Genomic DNA, 25675 nt, shown 5'->3' with positions numbered 1-25675 from the left:
AGACATGATGAAACAACAATCTCACTTTCTCAAAACCGTTGCCGGGAGCCTGGGAGCAGCCACTTTCCTGGCATTAGCAGTGAGTGGAATCGCATTTTCGAGCGCTAATCGCACCTTAGAAACTAACCGCCTGATCGCCCAACATCTGAAAGCGCTCAAGAGTTTGGAAGCGTTGACCAGTGCATTTCAAGATGCTGAAAAGATGCAGCGGCAATACCTGCTCACCCAAAACAAAAATGATTTCAGGAAATTTGGGCTTCGGACGATCGATGTCGATCAAGAATTGCGACAATTGCAAAGCTTGCTAGAGAACGATCCCCGCCAACAGGCAGTTGCCAAGCGCCTAGAAAAATTTATCCTGCGTCGCCTGGGGGAACTCCGGCAGGGCGTGGAACTCCGGGACACCAAAGGGCTGGCGGCTGCCATCGATCGCACCCCCCCACTACTGCTCGACGAGATTACGCTGCTGACCCAGGATATCGAAGCGATGGAAACCGTAGGGTGGCGGCAGAAACAGCAAGCTGCCACCCACACAACCCTTCTGGCAATGATGGCATTTCTGGTGGGCATCGCCCTCAACCTAGGAATTATTTTGTTGACTTACGGCCTGATTTGCAGTGAAATCCTGAAGCGAAATCAAGCCGAAACCGACCTTCAGCAAAGTAACCAGACGTTTCAAAACCAGACTAGCCTGTTGCAACTAATCCTCAACAGCATGAGCGATGGCGTGCTCGTTCTCGATGAAAACGGTCGATTCCTGGTGTTTAACCCCGCTGCCGAGCAGATGTTTGGCAAAATAAGCGACGGCCAGCCGGAAGAATGGTCGGAGCAATATGGACTGTTTCTACCCGATGGGGTAACTCCGCTCCCAACAGAGCAAATTCCCTTAGTGCGGGCTGTTCGGGGTGAGCAGGTAGACAATATGGAAATCTTTACTCGTCATCGCCAGGCCCCAAAGGGCTTCTGGCTGACAGCTAGTAGCAGACCTCTGAGAGATGCCAGTGGTGCATTGAAAGGGGGAGTTGTTGTGTGCCGCGATATTAGCGATCGTAAGTCCACAGAACTACAAATATTGCGGGCGAAAGAAGCTGCCGAAGTTGCCAACCGCACCAAGAGCGAGTTTCTTGCCAACATGAACCACGAACTCCGCACCCCCCTCAACGGCATCCTCGGCTATACCCAAATCCTCCAGCGCGACCCCGCCACCACCGCCAAGCAGATGAAAGGATTGGGGGTGATTTATCAATGCGGTTCCCATTTACTCACCCTGATCAACGACATTCTAGATTTGTCCAAGCTGGAAGTGCAAAAGATGGAACTCTATCCCCAGGATTTCCATCTGGCCAACTTCCTCTCTTCTACTGTGGATATTTGCCGCGTCAAGGCAGTGCAAAAAGGTGTGGAGTTTCATTACCAGCCCGCCAGCAACCTGCCCACTGCTGTCCATGCTGACGACAAACGCCTGCGGCAAGTGTTGCTCAACCTGCTCAGCAATGCGGTCAAATTTACCGATTTTGGCACCGTCACGTTTCGGGTAGAAGTGGTGGAGTCAGAAGACTCAACTTCAGAACTCAAAACTCAAAACTCAAAAATTTCAAGAATTCGCTTCCTAATTAAGGACACTGGCATTGGCATTGCCCCAGAAAAACTATCCACGATTTTCTTACCCTTTGAGCAGGCCGGGAAACGCGATCGCAACATCGAAGGCACTGGACTAGGACTTGCCATCGGTCAACAAATCATCCAGAAGATGGACAGCGAAATTCACGTCGAGAGTGAAATGGGGCAGGGCAGCAATTTCTGGTTTGAGATCGACTTGCTTCCAGCATCGGATTGGACAACACAAAATGCGATCGCCAACCACAAGGTTATTGGCTATCAGGGCGAACGACGCAAAATTCTGGTCATTGACGATCGCGAAGAAAACCGTCTGGTGGCAGTGAATATGTTGGAACCGCTGGGCTTCAAGCTGACAGAAGCTGATAATGGGCAGGCAGGTTTGGATACCACTATCCAGACGCGACCCGACTTGATTATTACCGATGTACATATGGCGATTATGGATGGCTTAGAAATGACCCGTCGCCTGCGACAATTGCCAGATTTTGCCCAAACTCCCATCATTGCCTCCCCTGCTACCCTGTCTCAGGTGGATATACAGGAAAGTCTGGACGCAGGGTGCAATAGCTTTTTCCCCAAACCGATCGAGTTTAGTGGGTTGCTTGCCGAATTGCAGCGATATCTAGAATTGCAGTGGATTTACGAAACCGAAACAGAGACGACTCAACCCGCTGTCAGCAACGCCGATGAGGTTAGCATGATAATACCGCCTGCTGCTGAACTGGCAACCCTCTATGCTGCCGCTCAGGGTGGTTTTATGACCGATATCCAGCAGGAAGCCCATCGCTTGAAGCAATTAGGGCCGGAATATATTGCCTTTGCGAACCGAGTTCTAGAACTGAGTCAACAGTTTGATGAGGAAGCCATTCTGCGTCTAATCGAGCCACGGCTTTAGCGACTTAATATCGATCCACCATGCACCATTCATTCCTTCAATACGTTTAGGAGTTTGCTAATGTCAGTCTCTTCTATCTCTCAAGAAAACACGATCTTAGTCGTAGATGATACTCCAACCAATCTGCAAGTATTGTTTGATGTGTTGAGCGAACAGGGCTACCGGGTGGCGATCGCCAAAAATGGTGAAACTGCCCTGCAACGAGTGCAATCGTCTGAGCCAAATTTGATTTTGCTGGATGTGATGATGCCAGGGATCGATGGCTTTGAAACCTGTCAGCGTCTCAAAGCTAATCCGGCCACTCGCGATATTCCAGTTATTTTCATGACCGCCCTCTCCGACTCGGTGGATCAGGTCAAAGGGCTGAGCCTGGGTGCTGTAGACTACATCACCAAGCCGATTCAGCATGAAGAAGTCTTGGCACGGATTCGGGTGCATCTCCAACTGCGGAATGCCACCCGGATTATGGAACAGCGCACCAACGAACTCAACCAAGCTTTAGAAAGTTTCAAGCAAGCCCAAGTGCATCTAGTGCAAGGTGAAAAAATGTCTGCCCTAGCCCAATTGGTGGCGGGAGTGGCACACGAAATCAACAACCCGGTGAATTTCATTCAAGGCAACCTGAACTATGTCAAAGAATACACTCAGGAGCTGCTGGATTTGGTGCAACTGTACCAGAAGCACTATCCCAATCCGGTAGCAGAAATCCGAGAGCGGGCAGAATACCTGGATCTGGAATTTTTGCAAGAGGATTTTTGGAAGATGCTGGGTTCGATGAAAATGGGGAGCGATCGGATTCGCCAACTCGTGCTCTCCCTGTGCAACTTCTCCCGCCTTGATGAAGCCGACTGCAAACCCGTTGATATCCATGCAGGTATCGACAGCACTCTGTTGATTTTGCAACACCGTCTGAAAGCCAGACCCGATTTTCCCGCCATCCAAGTCATCAAAAACTACGGGCAATTACCGGAGGTCGAATGCCACCCCAGTCAACTCAACCAGGTATTCATGAATATCCTCAGTAATGCGATCGATGCCTTGCAGACATCAGGTGTCAGGGATAACCAACAACCTACTATTACCATCAGCACCTCGATCGGTAGTGGTAACTCGATCGCGATTAGCATTGCCGATAATGGAGTCGGTATCCCGGAACTCATTCGCTCTAAACTATTCGATCCGTTCTTCACCACCAAACCCGTGGGCAAAGGCACTGGCTTGGGACTGTCGATCAGTCATCAAATCGTTACTGAAAAACACGGCGGCAAGATTAAGTGTGATTCCACTCTGGAGAAGGGCACTGAGTTTGTCGTACAGATTCCGCTGCGACAGGTCATGGCACAGGTTGCTTAAAAGAACGGTTACGGTTGCGGCAACAATTATCAATCAATTGGAATACTCTTTATCTTAGAGAATAGTAATTAGGATTTTATGGTAATAGGACTTACTCACAAACTAATACTGTAGGCTGTGCATTACGCACCTTAACCCCTATCGGTAACGCATTAAACTATTTTTTGTATAATTCCTGGATGTATTAGCTGGCGCTACTGCGAAGCTAGTTCCATTAATATCGTTATCCCCATTTCATCCACCGAGAAATCATCCTTTGCTGCATCACCGTAATTCGAGAGGATAGCTATAGCAGGAGGCAGGAGGCAGGGCAGAGGTAATCAGAGCAAGGGTTTCAGCAATCGATCTCGTCCTAACAAGCCCATGCCAAAGTTAGAGTATTCGTAGCTTTGACCGGGTTCGCTCAGCAGCGTGATTTCTGCTAAATCTGCATACATTTCCGGCGCCGTGTAGTCAAGGTAAGGATTGCTGGGATATTGAATTTCTTCCAGGAAACTGTCTGGTAAACTGGGTAGTCTAGAGGTATGGGTTGCTAACTGTTGCAGGGTGATAGATTGGACGGCACGATTTAACTGGTTGATGACTTCTAGGGGCAAATAGAGACGAATCGGAGCGTGTAGATCGACAGTGCCATCATTCACTAATTTCGCCAGAACAGTTCCTGTAAATAGTTTAGTTACAGAAGCGATTTCGTAAATTGTACCAGCATTAGGAATAGCAGAAACGGTGTCGCTGAGGTTGCCAAATCCTTTGATGTAATGATGTCCTTGGCCAACTACTCCGATCGTTAAAGCCAGTTTTTCTCTCTTGCTTAGATAATCCTGCGTAATTCGATCGATTTTAGACTATTATTGATAATTCATGATTATTTAATTAGCGCTAATTGATAAGTAATCCTGCAGGAAAAACAGAAGACCCAGAACCCAGACTTTTTTAAGAATTTGGGTATCTAACGCGCGATCGTATTTTACGTTTACGAAACTTACGAACAGATAAGCCCCGACGCATCTAAGTTTTACCGTCACTTCCGATAGAATTCTTGTGGGGTGTCCCGCCCGCCCGAAAAATAAAATTTAGATGCCCAACAGCTTACTATCTGTAGGGCGAAGTACACGGCACTTTAGCCTCGGTCTACTATCTCGCGATTCATCCTCCCTCCCCGACGATCGATCCCAAATAGCGGTTGCGAATATTCACCACTCATGTATGACTTGACTGCTGTCACGATCTACGCGAAACTTTACATACAACTGATGTATTGCTTCTACATATTAATAAGTTCTGTTAAGTTGTGACTCAAAACCTATCAATTCGTCAAAATTGATATAGCGCTTTGTCAGTCAGCCAACTCTCAAGAAGCTACTTCAGGAGGCATCGTCCCTGGCTTGCTGGTGTCGGTGTCTGTTCTCAATATTCCTATTCAGTCAGCCCGAATTATGGAAACACTAGAGTTTGTGATCTATCCAGATGGCCGCGTACAGGAAACAGTCACCGGCATTGTCGGTGCTTCCTGTGCTGAGGTAACGGCTGCAATTGAAGCTCAGCTCGGCGTGGTGCTTCACCAAGAGTCAACATCTGAATATTTCACGCAAGCGCTGCATCAGTCAGCCGAAGCGACGGCCCAAGTGGCTTTTAGCGATTGGTAATTTTTTTGTTGAGTTCACTTAAGTTTTTTTGGAACCACCATGTCACATTTTAGCCAAATTAAGACCCAGATCCGCAATTTGAATTCTTTGGAAGCTGCTTTAACTGACTTGGGTATCGACTGGAAGTCGGGCCCGACTGAGGTGCGCGGCTATCGCGGCCTAACCAGCACCGCTGAGGTCGTGATTGAGCAAAAAAACGGCTACGACGTAGGTTTTAGCTGGAACGGGACTGAGTATGAATTAGTGGCTGACTTGCAGTTTTGGCAGCAAGCTTGGTCTGTAGACCGTTTTCTGAATAAGGTGACTCAGCGCTACGCTTACCATACTGTGGTGAATGAAAGCGCTAAGCAGGGTTTCCAAATTTCTGAGCAAAAGCAAAATCAAGACGGTTCGCTCCGCTTGGTGGTGCAACGCTGGTGCGCTTAATAATTTTTCGAGATTTTTGCAATCTTGTCTCATCAAAGTCCGCTTTCGCGGACTTATTTACTATTGTGGGGGTCTAAATGTCTGAGCTTTCTGGACTCGGAATAGATACAGCAAGCGATCGCTCTGGTTTAGAGCCGGAGTTGGGGGGTTTTTTGCGGGATGCGCCCGATCGCTCTGGTTTGGAACCAGAATTGGGCGGTGTGCTGCGCCAAAAAGGTGTCTATGTTGATGAGATTACCTGCATTGGCTGCAAGCACTGCGCTCACGTTGCTCGCAATACTTTTTATATTGAACCGGATTACGGTCGATCGCGCGTAGTTCGACAAGACGGGGATTCTGAAGAGGTGATTGCTGAGGCGATCGACACTTGTCCGGTGAATTGCATTCACTGGGTTGATTACACCGAACTCAAGAATCTGGAAGAAGAACGCAAGGATCAGGTGATGCCTGTCGTTGGTTTTCCGGTGGATATGGCGACAGTTAAGGCCGGTATTCGCCAGCGACAAAAGAATAAGTTGCGCGATCGTAAGTTCAAAGGTAGCCCTTGAAATCCCCAATTCCCATCCGCAGCTTGAAACCTGTGGCTCAAACAACAAAAACAGCCCGCCCGGGCTGTTTGTTGTATACATTGTATAATTCAAATTTATTTGAGAGGATGGTGCTCAGCGAGAATTTTCTCAACTCTAGCTTCGTCGATTCTGGCAGTTAATGTTGATGCCTCGTTGTTATCGCGAATGGTTTTTGCTAAAGTAAAAGACGAGCCGACTGAAAAAGTTAAACCCATACCCATAAAAGCTTTTTGCCAGGGGTCTACCTGTAAATAAATGATACCTACAGTAGTGGCGGAAAGGGCAAGAATAAAAGAAAGCCAGCACTGAAGTATCCAAGCATTAGTATCTTTTTGGCGTATGATTTGTTTCTGCATAGTGCCTCTAAGTCCAATATATCTTTTGGTTCATTAACTTAAAGAATAGATAGCGTGAGTGAAGCGGTCAGGAGAGCAGGGGACAGTTTCGATAAGTGAACAGTGCGATCGGGCTTTTTACTAAATATTTCAACGCTATAGATAGGGTTTGAGCTTCAAGGAAGGCGCGCAGCGAGTGGACAGTTTGAAAACTCCACTAACGAAAGCTTGTTTTTTCTCAAAATAGCGTAAGGTGCGCCGAAGAGCACCTTACTTCTCCCAGTCCGCCTCCACTAACGAGAGTTTGACTCTATGCAGCGGTTTCAACCGCCGACTCTTATCTACTTCGTTGGTGTAGCCCCAGTTTCAACCGCCGAGTCCGATCTACTTATTTTTCTGCTGAGTCTTCGCTTGTTCGATCGCAATTTCCCTGACTGCTTGCAAAGAACTCAAATTCGATGCTCCCTCAATCGCCTTCACCGCCAAATCTTGAACCTGTTTCAAAGCAGAATCCAGTTGTTTCGACAAGCTAGCAAGGCGCGCATCTTGATTTTGAATTGTCTGCAACATCCCTTGAATTTGCAGTTCATAATTTTGCTTTTGCCCTTCGATATCTTTAGCAGACAAATCAGCCTTAACTTTAGCTTGATAATTGCCAATATTGCGGCCGTTATCTTTCCCGTTCTTGATATTAGCTTCCAGTTCTTTCGGGAAAGCTTCTACCTTAGCTTTAACCTCAGCATAAAGTTTTTCGCGTTCCGAAATAGATTTTTCGCGTTCCGCCCACTGTTTCTCCTGTTCTTGCTGAAACTCTTCGATTTCTTGATACAGCCTTTTCTGGCGCTGTTCGTATTCTTCGATGTCCAGATTTCGCTGAAGATTCAAATCGTAAGCATACAACTCTTCATGCCGCTGGCGAGCTTTTTGCTGATTCTCATTGCGTTCTTTAACGGTCAACTTTTGCAGTTCCTGCTCTTTTTCCCAAGCTTGCCGGCGTTCCAACAATTCCTGTTCAACAGTTTCGCGCTGTTCGCTGAGTTCCGCACTAAATGTTTTGGCGCTTTCTTCGTATTGTTGGATTAAATTGTCCAGCGTATCTTCTGCAACATCTTCTAAACTATGCAACTCTTGCAGTTGTTGGATTTCGTCGCCGACAGTTCGCTGCAATTCCCCCAGTTTAGACGCTTCTGTTGTCAGTTTTTCCGACAGTTCGCTGACAGCAGCACCGAAGCCAAATTGCAGTAAGATTAAATTGTCGATCGTCCCCTGCATTTTTTGTTTGCTTTCAGTTAAAGCCATTGCTTTTCTTGCTTCGACTATTGCTAGTTCTTGGACTGCGATTTCTGGTTGAGAAATATTTGCAGATTTATCGTTATTAAGCTGCTTCAGTTGCGAATCCAGTGCATTTTTTTCCTGTTCCAACTGTTTATAAGCTTCTAATATTTCAGCCTTCGTATTTTTGTCATTCATTCTCGCCATCGCTTTCATCTCCTAACTTTGTTAGTCCGCATCGGCGGACTTTGTTTGACTCTTGAGCGGTTTCAACCGCCGATTATTATCCAAATTTGAGCTGCCAACCTTAAGCTTTGGTAGCAAAAGCTTTCAGTGCCAAGTCTTGCGCTTGCTTCATCATGGCTTGCAATTGTGCAGATATTTCGGCGATTTGTTCGGTTTGTCGCTCAATAGTCTGCTGTAGAGATTGGACTTTCAATTCATATCCTTGCTTAGTGCTTTCCCATTCTTTATCCACTAAATCTGCCTTGACTTTAGCTTCGCGGGAAACTTCTTGAATTGCTTCTTCTTTGGCTTTGACATAAGCCTGTTTGAGTTCTTCTTCAAATCCGGCGACTTTTCTTTGATTCTCTTCAAACTCCGTTTGATTGTCGCTGAGGACTTTTTCCCGTTCCACCCAATTTTTTTCTTTTTCGCGGGTAGATTCTTGCAAGTCCCGTTCTAGTTTGCGCTTCGTTTCTTCGTATTCGTCGGTTTCGATTTTGCGGGTGCGTTCTAATTCGTATTGGTAATCGGCTGTTTCTTCCTGACGCTTTTTAGTTATGTGTGCAGTTTCTTCTTGAACTGCTGCCTCAAATTCTTGCTGTTCTTTTTCCCAAATTTTGCGTTTTTGGGTGGTGTCTTTTTCGATAAGTTCGCGTTGGTTCGCAGCGTTTTGTTCCAGCAGGGTCAATTTTTCTCGGTGCTCTTGAGTTAAAATGTGGAGGGCGTCTGCTACAACTCTGATTTGCTGCAACTCTTGCAATTGTGCCGCTTCAATTTCGATCGCGCGTTTTAATTCGTCTAATTTGGAAGATTCCGCCTTCAGTTTTTCGGAAAGTCCGCTGGTGATGCTGCCAAAATCTAATTGTAAGTCTGCTAAGCCTTTGACGATGCTGTCAATTGTGTAGGTGGAGGCGACTTCGAGGAGTTGTTTGTTTTTGGCTTTTTCGGCTGACTGTTCTTTAGTTTCGACTTTAGATTCGATCTTTTTTTTGTCTGCTAAAATCTGCTGAAAGTTTTGCAAAATTTGGGCTTTGCTATCCTTGGCAGTTGCTATTGTCATAATGTTTGCTTCTCCTGATTATAACTTTTCGACACTTGTGACTGAAACGTTTTCAGTTATTCTAATTTGCGGAGTTGGCTGAGAAGGGAACGGTACTTTCTGGCTGCGTCGGGTTTTTCTTCGGGATTGGCAATACCTAGAACTTTGAGAATTTTCCAGCAGCGATCGCACCGATTTCCTTGCCCGCAGCCGCACTCATCAATTATACTTAAAAGTGTGCCTTTTAGCAATTGATTTTCGGCTAACAAAGCTCGGTAATTCCGCTGGACAGATTCGGCAACTAAAGTCATGTGTTGGAAGTCTTCGGTGAGACTTTCGATGTCGTTAACTGCGTCTGCCCGAATTTTGTCTAGCAGCTCAAGATTCTCTTTCAAACGGCTTTCTTGGAGGTTGGGTTGGGTTTTTAGATTCGTTAATTTCTTCATTTCACTATGCGTTGTAACAGTTATGGTAAAGGCGCGATTAAATCGCGCCTTTACAACAGAATTAGAACAAGTCAGCAGTTGATTTGTCTTCCGCTGGCGGTAGCGACATACCGCCGTTAGAATTCAAAGTCATAGCATCGCTTTCACCGCCAGCGTGAGCGGCCATTAAGCAGGCCACTTGCTGCGCCGGCAGGTTATCTAAACACACCATAGCTTTTGTTCCTTCTAAGTCAATCATCCGCGATTGATTGCTAGAATCTGACAAAACTGCTGCGGCTTGGTCGATTACTCCCCAGTCTTTACGCTCCATCCAAGACCATTTCAAGCTGTAGTAGTTGATCGGTTTTACTACTCCGCTGTCGTCTGGTTTCTGACCGGAATGCTTGACAAATTCGGGAACAAAAATTCCAGTTGCAGGTTCTACGCCGCGAGATTGAACTGATGCTACCAAACGGTTAAAATCGTTCAAGCTGCGGTTTTTGATGTATGTCACCATGACAACTCCTTGCGGCAGTTCGCCACTTTCTGCGACAAACCACAGTTGACCCCATAGTGTGTGGGAAGTTTGGCCGAGGGAACCGAAGAATTTGGAGAATTTGAGGATTGTCATGGAACACTTGGAACCGTAGTCTGTATCGCCAATTGTCCACTGGCCTGCCTGGCAATTGTTACGTACTGCGATCGGGATTTCTGGTACTAGCAAAGCATTGCTCGGTTTGGCACCAAATACTGAAAATGTAGGTCTTTCTTGTGTTTTAGTAGTCATTGTTCGTTTTTCCTTAATTATTGATTTATGTTCTGACTATTAGGAATCGGTAATTGGGAATTGGGAACTCACAACACTCGAATTATTTTTCTTCCTTCTTCCTTCTTGCTTCTTCCTTCTTCCTTCTTCCTTCTTCCTTCCATTACCTAATGAGATGTGTTGTCGCTTTTGGTTCTGGATAGGTATACTCAAGCATCGCCTCTTGTTGAGCTTTGATAATCCGCAGCGCGGCGAGCAAATGCTCTAACGTTTCTAGGTGCGCTGGGGTGAAGTGGATGCTGAAGCCTTCGCCATCCCGCGCGTAGCCGGGACAAACCAGTGAGGCTGAGCTTTGTTCTTCGTGGGTGGCGATGTATAGCCAGTCATCGTCTTCGAGCTTGTAATGCGTGTCTGTCCAGGTTCTCAGCATTTGCTATCTGCTCCTCCTTATTTGCTGCGTACAAGCGTTTTGACGCCCAGCGCTTCTCACTCCTCTAAAGTTGACGACGCTATATGTAGCGTGTGAGCTAGGCTAATTTGCACCCTTAACCCTACCAGTCAGGCTTAGCGGGTTGATTAAACAGTCAACTAACCTCATGGTAGCGCGGGTTGATTTTCCCGTCAAGTATTTTGTTGAACTTTTCATCAAAACAGGCTAGAATGCTTGTCAGGAGGCGAAAAACCGTGGAACAAACATTTGGAAGACTGATCCGTCAAGCTCGCAAGGACAAAGCTTACTCACAACGTGAGCTAGCTGCTATGCTAAGTGTGGATTTTACTTATTTGTCTAAGTTGGAGAACGATCGAGCGGATTATGCGCCAAAAGAGGACGTAATCCGAGCATTAGCGCGAAATCTAGACATCAACGAAGAGGAATTGATTTTCTTGGCGGGGAGACTACCGCAGCAGTACGAAGCGCTGCTGAAGCAGAATCCGAAGGAAATGCAGGCTCTTTTCCGCCGGATGCAAGAAAATCCAGATTGGCTCAAACAGTCTTTTGAAGCGTAAGAGAGGCCCCTCATAGTGAGTATTTTTAAGCCGTATTGCTTCTATCCCAAAGAAACGATCGAGCGTTTGGCAAATGACATCTTGATGCAGATGCAGAAAACGCAAAATTTTGCTCCGAGATGGCCTTTTGATGCGACAACGGTTGCTGATTTTCTGGATTTGGGCGTAGTTTGGGAGTGCATTGAGCCGGATGAAGAAGGTGCGATCGCGGCGAGGATTTTGCCGCAGCAGCGGTTAATCGAAATCAACGAACAGATTCTCGAAAAACCGCCGGGCTTCATCGAATCGACGATCGCCCACGAAATCGGCCACTGGGTGCTACACGTCAATCAAGACGAAGCAGACGGCACTGTGGAACAGTTGGAATTAAACTTAGGGAATGAAGGAAAAGCAGCCCAGGATGTCGAGGAACCGTTTGTTTGTCGGGGTGCGAGTGCTGATAATAAGGTTTTGTCGATCGAATGGCAAGCGCAATATTTTGCAAGCTGTTTGTTGATGCCTCGGTGTATTTTGGAGGAAAAAAGACAGGGACGCGATTTAACTAAGTGGTCGCATTTATACAAAATGAGAGATGAATTGGGAGTGAGCATTTCCAATTTGACAAACCGCTTGCAAGAATTCGATTGGATTTACATTCCCAAGGGAACGCGCGAGATTTATGCCGGGAAAGACGCGGCAAACGGGCAGCAGCGATTGTTTGGATAGAAGTGCGATCTAATTTGAGGTTTGAGATTTGGAAGCAATTCTCAAATCTCAAATCTTTAAAATTAATTTCTAATTAAGTTACATTTTATGCTAACCAATATTGAAATCCTGCTGGCAGCTTGTGAGGAATTAAATATCCCTTACGAAATCCTGCATCCTTCCCAAAACTTGATTAGAATCAAACAGGGCGGCGAAGAATATTATTTTGTCAATTACATGACGCCATTTAACAGCGCGTCAGTAGCAGAAATTTTTAAAGACAAAGAATATACCTATCAACTATTAAACGGCAAAATAAATACTCCCAGAACTCTCGGTTTTGTCTCGCCTCACTGCGAGGACAAGTATAAAAAGTATTTGAGTTTCCCAGATATTGAATCAATAGTTTTAGAAGTAAACAAAAAATTCGCTTTTCCGGTGATTCTAAAAAGAAATCGCGGTGCTGGTGGCAACAATGTTTTTTTGTGTGAAAGTAGAGAGCAAATTAAAGCAGCCCTAGAAATTATATTTAATGTCAACAGCAAAGATTATGACTATGTGGCCCTAGCTCAAGAATATATCGAAATTGCCCACGAATATCGGGCTGTATTCTGCAAAGAAAAGCTAGTTTTGCTGTACGAGAAAGACAAATCTCAGGCTAAATTTGCGGGGAATTTAAGCCCGCTGCACTGGGAAGGTGCAAAAGCAAAACATATAATTAACTCCAATCTCATGTCGGAAATTGAAGATTTTGTTAAACCTGTTTTTGATGAAATTGCGATTAATTATGCGGGGCTTGACATAGCACTCGATAAAAACGGAGCATATTGGTTGATTGAAATTAACTCAAGTCCCAACTACGATATTTTTGTCAGAAATAACGATCGCCAAATTGTCGTAACAATGTTTAAAGGCATTGTGGATAGCTTGGTTGTTACCAAAAAGCCGTAAATGGTCGATTTGAATGTAGTCGCTCGTATTTAGATGAATGTGGTGTAAGCTGTAGATTAACTGAAAGGCTTTAAGCGAAATAGGTTTCAGCCAATAACTTAAAATTCACATTTTTTAATTTAATGTAGCCATCGATGAAAGTCGAGCTATCTTGTAACAATTCTGAATCATCAGGTAGGTAGCTAGGGAGCCAAAAGCTACTCCGAATACTCAAATTCCTGTATTGATCCTTTCTCTTCTCTAAAGTCTTTTGAAGCAAGTGCTCATAGACAAACTGCTTACGGACGCTTTTACGTTTAATTTCTTCAATGTTGTTAGGATCTAGGAAGTATTTAGTGTCTAAGTATTTGATATCGATTATTTCAAAATAAATTTCATGTTGAATAAAATCATTGAATTTTTTTTTCAGATGTTCAGTGCTTTTATCTCTCAAAACAGATAATTGAAAAACCTGAGATTTATTGCATAAATCACGTATTTTTGTGATAAATATATCAAAATCGGTAAATTTCTTTTTTATAGCTATATAAAAGAGATGATTGAAGTAATACATCTTATGGATATCTTCGGGAGCGAGCGGAAAATCGATTTCCCAAAATGAGTAAAAATTTGGGGGTAACGGATCATTAATAATCACATCTCCTGGTTTTGTATCACTCTTATATAATTCACGTAACTTGTTGATAGTATGATTATCAGGTGTTTGATCAATATAACCAACTCTCACAGAGCGACGATCAAGATAAATACCATTAATTCTCGTTTCATAGCCATAATCATCCCAATCCTTAGCAGACACTTTATAAGTCTTCTTATCCTTAATTTTATGGGTAATCGATTCAAAGACAATCGCATCTGGAATCATTGAAGAACCATTGATATTGAAAGCGTTTGATAAGTCAATAAGCTTAGCAGATGATTTTGCTCTTTGCACGGTTCTAGAACTTAGATAGCGATCATCTAAGTGCAGAAGCAATGAGGGATCGACTATTTGTACTAGATGAGTCAAACACATCGACTCCCAGACACTATGAAAATTTTTAATTCCCCAAATTTCACCATTTTCTGCCTGATGCCAATTGCCATAAAGAAATAACTTGATTGCTTCGTAATACTGCCAATAGTCAGCATCTTTTATGGGTGTGTTATGGTCAATTGTTTCTAAGACATCTTTGAGTATATCTAAAACCTGCTCATAACTCTGTTCATCAAAAAGACTGTCTTGATTTCCGAGATAGTGCTGACGAAATCGCTCAGCTAATGCTGTAATTTCCGCATTTACCCCTTCTCCAAGTTGCTGCTTAATCTCGCAAAAGAGATAGCAATACATCGTGACAATATCAGTAGATTCAAACTGCATTACTCGTCGTGGAAGTAGCATTTCATCGACATAAGCTGCATGATTAGGTAAATACACAGCTTGGTGTAAGTATTTATGAATCTGGCTGACATCAAACTTGTTACTTTTGCCCAATCGATAAGCAAGGGCTAAAATTTTGGGTTCCTCATAAGCCTTCAAAAAGTGAGTAATAATGTCCAGCTTCGAGTAAAATATATTTTCTGAATCCTCTTCCTCATCTTCGATTTCAGAACCCCGATGACTGTTAATTACACCATCACGATTCTGGGTGCCCAACTTACCAATATCATCTATATAACCTTTATCAATACAGATTTCTTGAAAAGTGCCGAAAATTTTATAGAGTAGGAAAAACAAATCTCGTTTACCTACAAATGTGTCAAGCTCAGATAGTCGAGCATCAAACCCTTTAGGTAGATAAAAGAACAGTTCGTCATCTTGCTTTTGAATGCCAACAAACGAGTAATTATCGGGTACTATTAACTTTAAGGAATTGAAGTTAATCATAATTGGCACATCCTAACAATACTCTTTTGTTCTTCCGTACTTACTCTGCTGAAATTTGAGTAAATAGCTGATATCAAAATTAAAAGGGTAGGTCTAAAGAGTGGTGACCTAGTATACATACTTTTTGGGTAAATTCTTCCATTACACCTAGGAAATCTGAATATGCTGTTAAGTTTACCTGCTTATTTGGAGTCGATAAAAACTGTTCTAATGGCCGTTTATCTCTTGCAAATACACTATCCCAAAGATAAAACATCAATTTATCTTTTACTTCACTAAGCTCCACTTTGCCGTTTTCTGGTTTTATGAACCACCAACCAATTTGTTTATCTTCAATCCGCCGAATCACCTGATAATTAGATTTAATCAATTCGTTTATTCCAACAATATAGTATAAATACTCTGACCACCATCCTATTTGTTTACCATCACTGACTAACTTCACATTTAGCAATTCTTTTGGAATAGATAGATCGACAAATTTTCCTACTGGGGCCTTAACGTATTCCCAGCCCCACCGCCGCTTAAAGGCGCTGTCAAGGTAGTAAATTGATTCATCCGAAGTGTTAATTGTCGCGAGAATAGACAAGTTATATGGAATATTAATTCGCCGTTGTTGTAGAAGGCTAAATACTCTACTACCATCAGGATTTTCTGATGCTAATTCCTGTTTTCTTCGTTGACAAAAGTCTTCACAAGGTATTTTAGTCTTTTCTTGTTTAATTTCAATTGTTCCATCTTGAATGATTGGCTTTAGGCGCATTGCTTCCAATAAGCCCACTAACTCCATTTCAGAAATATCGACTTCATAACTCGACCAGCCATCACTTTCGCGATCCAGCAACTGAAATACAGTACCAAAAATAGCGGCCGCATTTCCTCGATTTAATTCATCAATTACGAGCAAGTAATGGTCTTTCTTGCCATCAATTAAACCTTGGTATGCCATTCCCAAAATGCGAATAAAATGCCCGGGGTAAAATTTATAAATAACTGAGTTGCCTTGGGTGAGGGGCAACAACTTCCCCATAAAATCAGCATAAGTGTACTCTGGATGAAACACTGTCTTGACAGTGTGAGTAGTGTCATCCAATGGAATTCCTAATTTATCTCTAGCAATTTCCCGAATCTGGTAGCTTTTTCCCGTCCCTGGACTACCAAAGAGAATCTTTTGAATCGGCTTAATGTTTTCAGGCATTAGGGCTATCTAGTATCAATTTCAATACTTTCCACCCAAAAGTATAACATACTCTCTTTAGCAACATCGAAAATACTCCCATTAGCCTGAAATTTGACGCAGGAAGGGGCGATCGCACTTCTTCACACGCTAAAATAAACTTAGTCACAATTCCATGAAAAAAATGACAACACAACTGTTAGAAGTAGAGGAAAGGATAGCACGAAGCTATGACAGGAGAGACTTGATCGCTTTCTGAACTGTGGCAAGGAATTGATGTAGAATAATCCTCTTTCATCAGCGTCTATCAGCGTTTATCAGCGGTTAAAATTATCTTATTTCCGGTTGCATGGGTATTGTTCAAGACTTTGGGAGGTGCGTGAGTGCAAACAATCTCATCATCTAGATTCAAATATTTATTGCCCTCACGCACGCTACAGCTACAAACTTTATATCACATTCTTTCCAAGACTTTAATCCCCAACAACTCCAAACCCAATTTCAAAGTCCTCGCCGTCAAATCGCACAAAATTAACCGCGAAGTCCGCAACGGTTCCTCAGCTTTCAAAACCGGACACTGCTCAAAAAATTGATTGAACTTTTGACTCAATTCAAACAAATACTGACAAATTCGATTCGGCAATAAATCGCCACCCACAGCATTCACAACTTCATTCAACTGCAATAAATGCTTTGCCAATACCAACTCGGCATCGGATTGCAAAATTACTTTCGCACCAGCATCTAAGTTATCAAAATTAATCTCACCTTTGCGGCGAATTCCCTGCACGCGCACGTAAGCATACAGCATATATGGAGCGGTATTTCCTTGCAAAGCGAGCATTTTGTCGTAACTAAATACATAGTTGCTGGCGCGATTTTGACTTAAATCGGCATACTTAACCGCACTCAAACCAATTGTTCGAGATACGTTAGCAATGAATTCCTCAGTTTCCTGTCTTTCCTCGGCTTTTAATCTCTCTTCCAAATCTTGGCGCGTGCGGACGATCGCCTCATCTAACAAATCCTGCAACCGCACCGTTTCCCCAGAACGAGTTTTGAGTTTTTTGCCGTCTTCTCCCAATACCAAACCGAAGGGAATGTGGACAATTTCGACATCTTCAGGAATCCAACCTGCTTTTCTCGCTACTGCAAATACTTGGGCAAAATGGTTTGCTTGCCCTGAATCGGTGACATAAATTATGCGCTTTGCATTGTCTTTGTGGATGCGGTAGCGCACTGCTGCTAAATCTGTTGTGGCGTAGTTATAGCCGCCGTCGGTTTTTTGGACGATTAGCGGTAGCGGTTCGCCTTCTTTGTTGGTGAAACCGTCTACAAAAACGCATTTCGCGCCGTCACTTTCTACTAACAAACCTAAGTTGGTTAAATCTTCGACTACTGCGGGCAATAATGGATTGTAAAACGATTCGCCGCGTTCGGTTAATTTGATATCGAGCAAGTCGTAGATTACTTGGAATTCGCGGCGGGATTGATCGCACAGCAATTTCCAAGCGCGGCGGGTGTCTTCGGCGCCTGCTTGCAGTTTTACTACTTCTTGGCGGGCGGTTTCTTTGAAGGTTTCGTCTGTGTCAAAGCGCTGTTTTGCTTGGCGGTAAAATGCGACTAAATCGCCTAAGTCTAAGGCGTCAGCGGTTGTGAGGGCTTCGGGGTGAACTTCGCGCAAGTATGCGATCAGCATTCCGAATTGGGTGCCCCAGTCGCCGATGTGGTTGATTCTGAGTACGTCGTGGCCTTGAAATTCGAGGATGCGGGCGATCGCATCTCCGATGATTGTCGATCGCAAGTGTCCGACGTGCATTTCTTTGGCTATATTCGGACTCGAAAAGTCGATCGCGATTGTCTGAGGCGTTTTCGCTGGTTCAATCCCCAAACGCGAGTCGCCGGCGATCGCACTAATTTGCGCTTCCAAATAAGCCGGTTTCAGCTTCAAATTGATAAAACCGGGTCCGGCAATTTCTGGGGTTTCGCAGATGTCGCTAATATCTAGATTTTCGATGATTGTCGAGGCGATCGCCCGTGGGGGCTTTCCTAACTTTTTCCCCAAACTCATCGCCGCGTTGCACTGAAAGTCCCCAAAGTTGGGATTGCTGGCGGCGGCTAGCATCGGATCTGCACCTGCATAACTTTCGCCGAATGCCGCGGTGAATGCTTTTTCAAATTTTGCTTTTAACTGTTGGGCGATCGAGTTCATCTTGAATATTTTGATGGGATGTTTATTTTAAACTCTAGATTAAGCACTTTGTGCCAATAATACTCTTACTACTTAGGTAATTTTCCTCTGGTTCTCTCCCTCTGGCCCTCTCCTCCTCTCCTCACCTACTAGGAAATTTTGTACTTAGCTTTGAGCTGGTGATGCGATCAAAATCATTGACCGTAATAGCACAGAGTACATTTTATCACAGTTGTGATCGCTACACAAATTAAAAATTATCACATCTAGTCAATGATCTCGATCGCTAGATCATTTAGTTAAATCGCTTACATTAAGGTATGTTAAAATTTTTTCAATGCACCCAAAAATCCTACGAAAGGAAGTAGTTATGTTATCTCAACCTATTTTTGGCGATCGCTCTCTGACCCAAGCCTTTTATCAAGCAGTAATCGATCGCTTCTACGACGGTTTCAGTCTCTCCACCCAAGCACTATTGCGAGAGTCTACCCTCGGCTTCGCCCCTTGTCCCGATGGAGTCAAAACCTTTTTCATCATCGCGCCGAGTCTGGATGCCGCAGAGCAACTAATGGAAAAAATGGACAGTATTTTGGAGCGAGTGGCCGAACTCATGGCTGGAGTCGGACAAGTTGCCCTGTGCATAGTTCCCCCCGGCAGCGAAGCAGAGCAACCGGTAGATATGCAAGACTTAGAAAAAGTTCCCCCGGATTGTCTGGCTTGCAAATTCTTTACAATTATATGGGCCGATGCTGCAGCCGATCGGTAAAATTGACAGTTAGCAACCAGCAACTCAACACGGTTCGGCTGAACCTGTGCCTGTGGTGGTGCGGGGTAGATTGTCTGTTAGTTACAGTCCCTGGAATTATCGGGCAAAGCGTGCAGGTAATTAGAGCGTTTGCAAGGTTGCACTCGCAATCCTTGGCAAGTGTTAAACAAGCAGGCAAAATATATATAAAAAGCCCACTTGTCAGTCGATCATATTTTTACCTGCCGGCTCAAACAGCCGTGCATCTACTTTTTACATTCCCAATAAAGGCCACCAAAAAGCCGCATCAACTCTCCTGGGTGTCTCGCTTCAAAAGACAGCAGCAGGAATGAGGCGGTATCGGTAAAAAATAGATTTTTGCGAAATATCTGCTGATGTTCAGAATAAGCAGAAATTTTCTCAAAAATAGATAAGACTTTCGCACGTTGACCTCAGAAACTCGGTTTCTATACCCGCGCTTTATATTCGCGGTTCGCTGGGAAATTGACAGAAAATAGGCTGTTTGTGGGAGAGTCACCAGCTAGAAACAGAGCAAAGCTTTACTCAAAAAAAGATGAGTTTTCCAGCGACACCCTTGGCAGTGCAGAGCGATCGTACCACAGGCTCATAGAATTTGTTAAAAATTTCAGTTGAAAATTTGAATTATTAAATTTTATGCCTAACATTGGCGATAAAATCTAAGATTGAAATTCTCAAATCTGAAATCAAGGCATCATGGTAAAACTGACACCAAATCCCAGCTTTAGTTTAACAATTCGGGTTGCTCTGCCGAACCGGCCGGGAATGCTGGCAAGAGTCACCAGCGCGATCGCATCTGTTGGCGGCAACTTCGGCCAAATCGACTTGATCGAGCAAACCCGCGCCACTACAGTTCGCGATATCACCGTCGATGCTTACAGCATCGAGCACAATGAAGAAATAGTGCAAGCAGTGAAAGCGCTGCCAGATATCAGAGTGATCGACGTGTACGATCGCACTTTCAACTTGCACCGCGGCGGAAAAATCAGCGTAGTTAGCAAAATTTCCCTCAAACGCCAGTCAGATTTGGCAATGGCATACACTCCAGGAGTCGGCCGCATCTGCACTGCGATCGCTAATGACCCGCAACAAGTTTATAACCTCACAATCAAACAAAATACTGTTGCCATTGTTACCGACGGTAGCGCAGTTTTGGGACTGGGAAACCTCGGCCCTGCCGCCGCACTGCCAGTCATGGAAGGCAAAGCCATGCTATTTAAAGAATTTGCAGGTATTGACGCCTTTCCTATCTGTTTGAATACCCAAGATACCGAGGAAATTATTCGCACAGTGCAGAATATCGCCCCGGTTTTTGGCGGCGTTAACCTCGAAGATATTTCTTCTCCCCGCTGCTTTGAAATCGAAGCCAGATTGCGGGAAACCTTAGATATTCCCATTTTTCACGACGACCAGCACGGCACTGCAATTGTTAGTTTGGCAGCATTAATTAATGCCTTGAAACTTGTGAAAAAATCCATAGAAGAAGTGTGTATCGTGATTAACGGAGCCGGTGCGGCCGGAGTCGCGATCGCCCGGTTGCTGCGTAAAGCAGGTGCGGAAAACATCATCATGTGCGACTCCAAAGGCGTCCTCTCCCAAGACCGCACGGATATGAACCCAGAAAAACTAGAATTTGCTGTGCCTTCGAGCGGTACTTTGGAAGATGCGATCGCCGGTGCGGATGTATTTTTAGGCGTCAGCGCCCCCGGCGTACTCACCCGGTCGATGGTGCGTTCGATGGCCGAGAATCCCATTGTTTTTGCAATGGCAAATCCCATTCCTGAAATTCAGCCAGAATTAATTGTGGAGGATGGGGTGATCGTAGCAACCGGACGCAGCGACTACCCGAATCAAATTAACAATGTTTTGGCATTTCCGGGGATATTTCGAGGTGCTTTAGACTGCAAAGCAACCACGATTACGCCCAGTATGTATTTGGAAGCAGCTTACGCGATCGCCTCTTTAGTCAGCCCTTCCCAGCTTGACAAAGAACACATTATACCATCTGTTTTTGACGAAAGAGTTGCCATTGCTGTCGCCGGTGCAGTGCAGTTGGCTGCCAGATCCGAAGGTATTGCCCGCGATTAATAGAAGGAAGAAGGAAGTTCGGCAACGAGCAATGTACGGGATGTAACGGATGTAACGGATGTCAGCAAGAAGGAAGGAAGGAAAAAAGAAGGAAGAAGGAAGAACGTTGGAGGGAAGATATCATGTATAAATTAATGGTCTTTGTACCAGTTTTGTACTTCTTCTGTTGTGATTTTTCTAATTTCTTCTCATTCCCTCTTTCCTCCTCCCCGTTGATTATTACTCATTTTTGTTTCCCCATCTTGTCTTTTTCCTCAACATCCATCCGTTAAATCCCGTACAGGGATCGTTGCCGAACTTGTCTCGAACCTCTAACCTCCAACCTCTTCCTTCTTCCCTCCAACCTCAGCATCCATCCGTTACATTTGTTAAATTCCGTAGACGGCTCGTTGCCGAACTTCCTTCTTCCCTCTTTCTTAATTAAGGATAAAACTCACCGCAATAAACAAGATAAAAAGATATAATTAAATAAACCAAGTCCAGCTAGGTCAGATGCAAAGCCAGTTAGGAAAAGCTAAGCGCAATCGCTCCCGTTGCCAATTGTTAGAACTCAGCCCTATCGGGCTGGCATTGTGCCGGACGGACGGGACTTTTCTCGACGTAAATCCAGCTTTTGCAAGTATTATCGGCCGCACAGTTGCAGAAACTCTTCACCTCAACTACTGGGAAATTCAGCAAACACAGTGCGCCCGCCCAGAAAAATATCTAGAATGTCAAGCAAAAAATAGCCACACGCACCTGTGCGAAGCAGCATACAAACATAAAAACAACCACCTCGTACCCGTGCGAGTTTCCGAGCGGGCAATTGAAACAGAGGGACAGTGCGCGATTTGGCTAAGTGTTGAAGAAATCTTTAATAATCGGGATCAAAATAGCGCTCCCCTGGAATCAGCGCCCCCGCAGGGCAATTCCCATCTGGAAAAATTGCTGACAAAGCAGACTGCGGAACTGGAAAAAACTCAGAAACTACTCGAAGAAAAAATCGCCGAACTGGAACAGACTCAAGAAAAATTGCGTCTCCAAATTCAAATTATTGACCAAATTCACGAAGCGGTGATTTCTACAGATATGGACGGCTCGATCACCATTTGGAATCAAGCCTGCCAAAAGTTATACGGCTATGAAAAAACTGAGGCTATCGGACAGCACATTTCTCTACTTTACCCGCCTGAACAGCACGAGTTTTTGTTAGAAAAAATCATCAAACCGCTACAAAAAAAAGGCGAGCATGAAATAGAAGTTATCACACGCCATAAATCTGGAGAAAAATTTTCCTCGCACCTGATGCTGTCGCTATTGAAAGACCAAACGGGAGAATTTGTGGGGATGATTGGCTCTTTAACCGATCTCAGCATTTGCAAAGCTTTAGAACAAGAATTAGCACAGAGACAAGCACTATTTGATACCTTTTTGAAGGAGGCACCTGCAGGAATTTGCATTTGGGATTCCCAATTGCGGTACGTGCAAATTAATCATTTTTTAGCAGAAATAAATTGCCTGAGTCCAGCAGCGCACATCGGCAAAAATGTCCGCGAAATATTGCCGAATATGGCTTCCATAATAGAGCCTTTGTACGAACAAATTTTGAGGACAAAACAACCCTTAATTAATATCGAGATGAGTGGTGACAATCCCAGAAAGCCTGGGTTTGTCCGACACCTGACAGGCTCTTATTTTCCCCTGCTAGACAAAGATGGCGAGGCTCTCGGGATCGGTGCAGTCGTAGTTGACATTAGCGATCGCAAACAAGCAGAGGCTGCGCTGCAAAAAAGCGAACAGCTTTACCGCACTATGGCAAGCAACTTTCCTAACGGTGCGGTGATGTTGTTCGATCCAGAACTGCGCTACACGCTGGTAGAAGGTACAGAATTAGCAGCAGTGGGGCTTGCCAAAGAATTGATGGAAGGCAAGACAATCTGGGAAGTATTCAAGCCAGATGTTTGCGCTGAGCTGGAGCCAACTTATCGGGCGGCACTGGCAGGAGAAACAGTTGTTACAGAAATTTTTTACAGCGATCGCGTTTACCTCGGTTATGCTTTGCCAGTCAGAAATGAACGGCAAGAAATTATCGGCGGATTGCTAATGACTCAAAACATTACGGCTCGCCAATTAGCAGAAGAAGCGCTCAGAGAAAGCGAGGAAAAATACAGGTGCATTGTCGAGACAGCAGACGAAGGAATTTGGATGATAGATACAGATGGTAAAACTACTTTTGTCAACCAAAAAATGGCCGATATGCTCGGCTGCACTCCAGAGGAAATGATCGGACAGCCCCTATTTGCTTTCATGGATGCAGAAGGCATCGCGCTCGCACAAGTCAGTCTCGAACGCCGCCGTGAAGGAATTCGCGAACAGCTCGATTTTAAGTTCCGTCGCCGAGACGGCAGCGACTTGTGGGCGATGGTTTCTACTAATTCATTGGCAGACAAACAGGGACGCTATGTGGGCGCTTTGGCAATGGTTGCCGACATTACCGATCGCAAGCAAACAGAAGCCGCATTGCAGCAGTCGGAAGCCAAATTTCGATCGCTCTACGAATTAACCAGTTTGCCTGTTTTTATGTTATGTGACAATGCCATTACCGATGCCAACACAGCCACCCTAAAACTATTCGGCTGCACCACCGCGCAACAGTTGTACGGCCAAAACCCTGGCAAACTCTCGCCTCCTTTCCAACCCAACGGCAGAGATTCTTTGAGCTTGGTTAACGAAATGATGGATCTCGCTTTTGAGCGGGGAAACCACCGCTTTGATTGGGTTCACCGGCGTTTAGACGGTACTGATTTTCCCGCAGAAGTCGTGCTGACAATCATCGAAGTGGGAAATCAAAAAATTATCCAAGCAGTCCTCCAAGATTTAACGGATCGCAAACTTGCAGAAGAAACTTTAGTGCGATCGGAACAAGCCCTCAGACAGCAAGCTCAGCGAGAAAAACTGCTCAATCAAATTGCCAACCAAATCCGCACTTCTTTAGATTTAGACACAATTTTAGCAACCGCAGTTCAAGAAATTCGCAACCTGATGTACCTAGATTGGTGCATTTTCACTTGGTATCGTCCCAACAACAATCCTCCGGTTTGGGACGTAACTTTTGAAGCCAAGAATGCAGATTTGCCGAGTATTCTCGGCACTTATCTTATAGACGAAAAATCTTGTTTTGCTGTGCGACAGATTTTGCGGCGAGAAATTCTGCGAATTGATGATGTCAGCACTTTTGAAGATGTAGAATTGCGCCAACTTTTCCAGGCTTCAAAATTTAACTCAGTGCTGTCGCTGCCAATTCATACTGCTGCCGGCGATATTGGGGTGATTACCTGCTATCAGGCTATGTCCGTGCGAGAGTGGAGCGACTCTGAAGTCGAACTGATGCAAGCGGTGGTCGCTCAAATTGCGATCGCGATCGACCACGCCGAACTCTACACCCAAACCCGCAAAGCGGCCCGACTAGCTCAAGCTCAAACTCAACAGCTAGAAGAAACTTTGCGCGAACTCCAACGTACCCAAACTCAATTAATTCAAAGTGAAAAAATGTCTAGTTTGGGACAGTTAGTAGCAGGTGTCGCCCACGAAATTAACAACCCGGTTAATTTTATCTATGGCAATCTCAGCTACACCAGCGAATACACTCAAAACTTGCTAAAAATGCTACGACTTTACCAGAAGGAATACCCGCAGCCTAGCGCAAGAATTGTAGATGCAAGGGAAGACTTTGAAATTGATTATCTTATTGAAGATTTACCGAAAATTTTAGCATCTATGAAAGTTGGAGCCGATCGCATCCGCGACATAGTTTTGAGCCTGCGAACTTTTTCAAGACTTGACGAAGCCGAAAAAAAACAAGTTGACATTCACGAAGGCATTGAAAGCACGCTGCTAATTTTGCAAAACCGCCTGAAACATAAAGCCGATCACCCGACAATTAATGTGATTAAAGAATACGGTAATTTGCCTTTAGTTGAATGTTATCCCGGTCAGTTAAATCAAGTATTTATGAATTTGTTGACCAATGCGCTAGACGCATTAGAAATGGAGATGAAGAAATCCGATCGCACCGCCAAAAATCTCGCAATTACGATTCGCACCCAAGTAACAGACAATAACAGTGTTGCCATATGGATAGCTGACAGTGGCCCTGGGATGAGCGAAGATGTGCAAAAGCGCTTGTTTGACCCGTTTTTTACTACTAAACCCATTGGCAAAGGAACTGGCTTAGGATTGGCGATTTCGCACTCTATTATAGTAGAAAAACACGGTGGCAAGCTTTCTTGCAATTCTGTATTGGGAGAAGGTGCCGAATTTGCGATCGAGATTCCTCTGCGGCAAAATATAAATTAAAACCCGTTGTATCGGTATC

General features: G+C 44.5%; 21 protein-coding genes. 11 read left to right on the top strand and 10 right to left on the bottom strand.

Annotated features, from left to right (window positions below; all coding sequences use genetic code 11):
• Positions 1 to 4 precede the first annotated feature (4 nt).
• Both QUA57_RS06225 and QUA57_RS06220 read left to right on the top strand, forming a co-directional pair.
• Complete coding sequence (locus tag QUA57_RS06225) at positions 5 to 2515, top strand: ATP-binding protein (protein WP_333060459.1); 2511 nt, start codon at positions 5 to 7, stop codon at positions 2513 to 2515.
• 60 nt (positions 2516 to 2575) lie between these two features.
• Positions 2576 to 3868: a response regulator gene (locus QUA57_RS06220; protein ID WP_333060460.1), complete on the top strand. Its 1293-nt coding sequence runs from the start codon at positions 2576 to 2578 to the stop codon at positions 3866 to 3868.
• Positions 3869 to 4188: 320 nt separating this feature from the next.
• Here the strand turns inward: QUA57_RS06220 and QUA57_RS06215 are convergent, their stop codons facing one another.
• Complete coding sequence (locus QUA57_RS06215; RefSeq protein ID WP_333250998.1) at positions 4189 to 4698, bottom strand: serine hydrolase domain-containing protein; 510 nt, start codon at positions 4696 to 4698, stop codon at positions 4189 to 4191.
• Between the two features lie 606 nt (positions 4699 to 5304).
• Between QUA57_RS06215 and QUA57_RS06210 the strand changes: the two genes are divergently transcribed.
• The 3 genes from QUA57_RS06210 to QUA57_RS06200 all read left to right on the top strand — a co-directional run bounded on the left by QUA57_RS06210 (position 5305) and on the right by QUA57_RS06200 (position 6488).
• Entirely contained in the window at positions 5305 to 5514 is a 210-nt protein-coding gene (locus tag QUA57_RS06210) for a DUF2997 domain-containing protein (RefSeq protein WP_015176940.1), read from the top strand.
• Between the two features lie 39 nt (positions 5515 to 5553).
• Positions 5554 to 5940, top strand: coding sequence for a DUF1257 domain-containing protein (locus QUA57_RS06205; protein ID WP_242716193.1), 387 nt, complete (start codon positions 5554 to 5556; stop codon positions 5938 to 5940).
• Between the two features lie 77 nt (positions 5941 to 6017).
• On the top strand, positions 6018 to 6488 hold the full coding sequence (locus QUA57_RS06200; protein WP_333060461.1) for a ferredoxin: 471 nt from the start codon (positions 6018 to 6020) through the stop codon (positions 6486 to 6488).
• 95 nt (positions 6489 to 6583) lie between these two features.
• On the opposite strand, the gene QUA57_RS06195 is transcribed toward QUA57_RS06200, so the two are convergent.
• The 6 genes from QUA57_RS06195 to QUA57_RS06170 form a co-directional block, all read right to left on the bottom strand.
• The gene (locus tag QUA57_RS06195; protein ID WP_006634893.1) at positions 6584 to 6865 is read right to left on the bottom strand and encodes a YiaA/YiaB family inner membrane protein; all 282 of its coding nucleotides are present in this window, start codon (positions 6863 to 6865) and stop codon (positions 6584 to 6586) included.
• Positions 6866 to 7228: 363 nt separating this feature from the next.
• Entirely contained in the window at positions 7229 to 8323 is a 1095-nt protein-coding gene (locus tag QUA57_RS06190) for a hypothetical protein (protein ID WP_333060462.1), read from the bottom strand.
• Between the two features lie 100 nt (positions 8324 to 8423).
• Complete coding sequence (locus QUA57_RS06185; protein WP_333060463.1) at positions 8424 to 9401, bottom strand: hypothetical protein; 978 nt, start codon at positions 9399 to 9401, stop codon at positions 8424 to 8426.
• A 56-nt stretch (positions 9402 to 9457) separates the two neighbouring features.
• Positions 9458 to 9826: a hypothetical protein gene (locus QUA57_RS06180; RefSeq protein WP_333060464.1), complete on the bottom strand. Its 369-nt coding sequence runs from the start codon at positions 9824 to 9826 to the stop codon at positions 9458 to 9460.
• 61 nt (positions 9827 to 9887) lie between these two features.
• Positions 9888 to 10592: a hypothetical protein gene (locus QUA57_RS06175; protein WP_333060465.1), complete on the bottom strand. Its 705-nt coding sequence runs from the start codon at positions 10590 to 10592 to the stop codon at positions 9888 to 9890.
• Between the two features lie 142 nt (positions 10593 to 10734).
• On the bottom strand, positions 10735 to 11001 hold the full coding sequence (locus QUA57_RS06170) for a hypothetical protein (RefSeq protein WP_006634886.1): 267 nt from the start codon (positions 10999 to 11001) through the stop codon (positions 10735 to 10737).
• A gap of 254 nt (positions 11002 to 11255) precedes the next feature.
• On the opposite strand from QUA57_RS06170, the gene QUA57_RS06165 reads away from it, so the two are divergent.
• The 3 genes from QUA57_RS06165 to QUA57_RS06155 all read left to right on the top strand — a co-directional run bounded on the left by QUA57_RS06165 (position 11256) and on the right by QUA57_RS06155 (position 13214).
• A complete protein-coding gene (locus QUA57_RS06165; protein ID WP_172189318.1) occupies positions 11256 to 11579 on the top strand; it encodes a helix-turn-helix domain-containing protein in 324 nt (107 codons plus the stop codon).
• Between the two features lie 15 nt (positions 11580 to 11594).
• A complete protein-coding gene (locus QUA57_RS06160; RefSeq protein WP_333060466.1) occupies positions 11595 to 12284 on the top strand; it encodes an ImmA/IrrE family metallo-endopeptidase in 690 nt (229 codons plus the stop codon).
• Between the two features lie 87 nt (positions 12285 to 12371).
• Positions 12372 to 13214 (top strand): YheC/YheD family protein, encoded by an 843-nt coding sequence (locus QUA57_RS06155; RefSeq protein WP_333060467.1) that lies wholly within the window; start codon positions 12372 to 12374, stop codon positions 13212 to 13214.
• Positions 13215 to 13284: 70 nt separating this feature from the next.
• Here the strand turns inward: QUA57_RS06155 and QUA57_RS06150 are convergent, their stop codons facing one another.
• The 3 genes from QUA57_RS06150 to argS form a co-directional block, all read right to left on the bottom strand.
• Entirely contained in the window at positions 13285 to 15081 is a 1797-nt protein-coding gene (locus QUA57_RS06150) for a hypothetical protein (protein ID WP_333060468.1), read from the bottom strand.
• A gap of 79 nt (positions 15082 to 15160) precedes the next feature.
• Complete coding sequence (locus tag QUA57_RS06145; protein ID WP_333060469.1) at positions 15161 to 16279, bottom strand: restriction endonuclease; 1119 nt, start codon at positions 16277 to 16279, stop codon at positions 15161 to 15163.
• Between the two features lie 433 nt (positions 16280 to 16712).
• Positions 16713 to 18470 carry an arginine--tRNA ligase gene (gene argS, locus QUA57_RS06140; protein ID WP_333060470.1) on the bottom strand — a complete coding sequence of 586 codons (1758 nt, stop codon included), beginning with the start codon at positions 18468 to 18470 and terminating at the stop codon, positions 16713 to 16715.
• 349 nt (positions 18471 to 18819) lie between these two features.
• Here argS and QUA57_RS06135 point away from each other — a divergent pair, with 349 nt between their 5' ends.
• The 3 genes from QUA57_RS06135 (at position 18820) to QUA57_RS06125 (ending at position 25656) form a co-directional block, all read left to right on the top strand.
• A complete protein-coding gene (locus tag QUA57_RS06135) occupies positions 18820 to 19215 on the top strand; it encodes a hypothetical protein (RefSeq protein ID WP_333042120.1) in 396 nt (131 codons plus the stop codon).
• Positions 19216 to 19929: 714 nt separating this feature from the next.
• Positions 19930 to 21321, top strand: coding sequence for a malic enzyme-like NAD(P)-binding protein (locus QUA57_RS06130; RefSeq protein ID WP_333060471.1), 1392 nt, complete (start codon positions 19930 to 19932; stop codon positions 21319 to 21321).
• 492 nt (positions 21322 to 21813) lie between these two features.
• Positions 21814 to 25656 (top strand): PAS domain S-box protein, encoded by a 3843-nt coding sequence (locus QUA57_RS06125; protein WP_333060472.1) that lies wholly within the window; start codon positions 21814 to 21816, stop codon positions 25654 to 25656.
• Positions 25657 to 25675 lie beyond the last annotated feature (19 nt).

Source organism: Microcoleus sp. Pol7_B2, from assembly GCF_036701035.1.
Taxonomy (GTDB): domain Bacteria; phylum Cyanobacteriota; class Cyanobacteriia; order Cyanobacteriales; family Microcoleaceae; genus Microcoleus.
The sequence above is the reverse complement of the archived record's forward strand: the minus strand, read 5'-3'. Positions and strand labels throughout refer to the sequence as shown.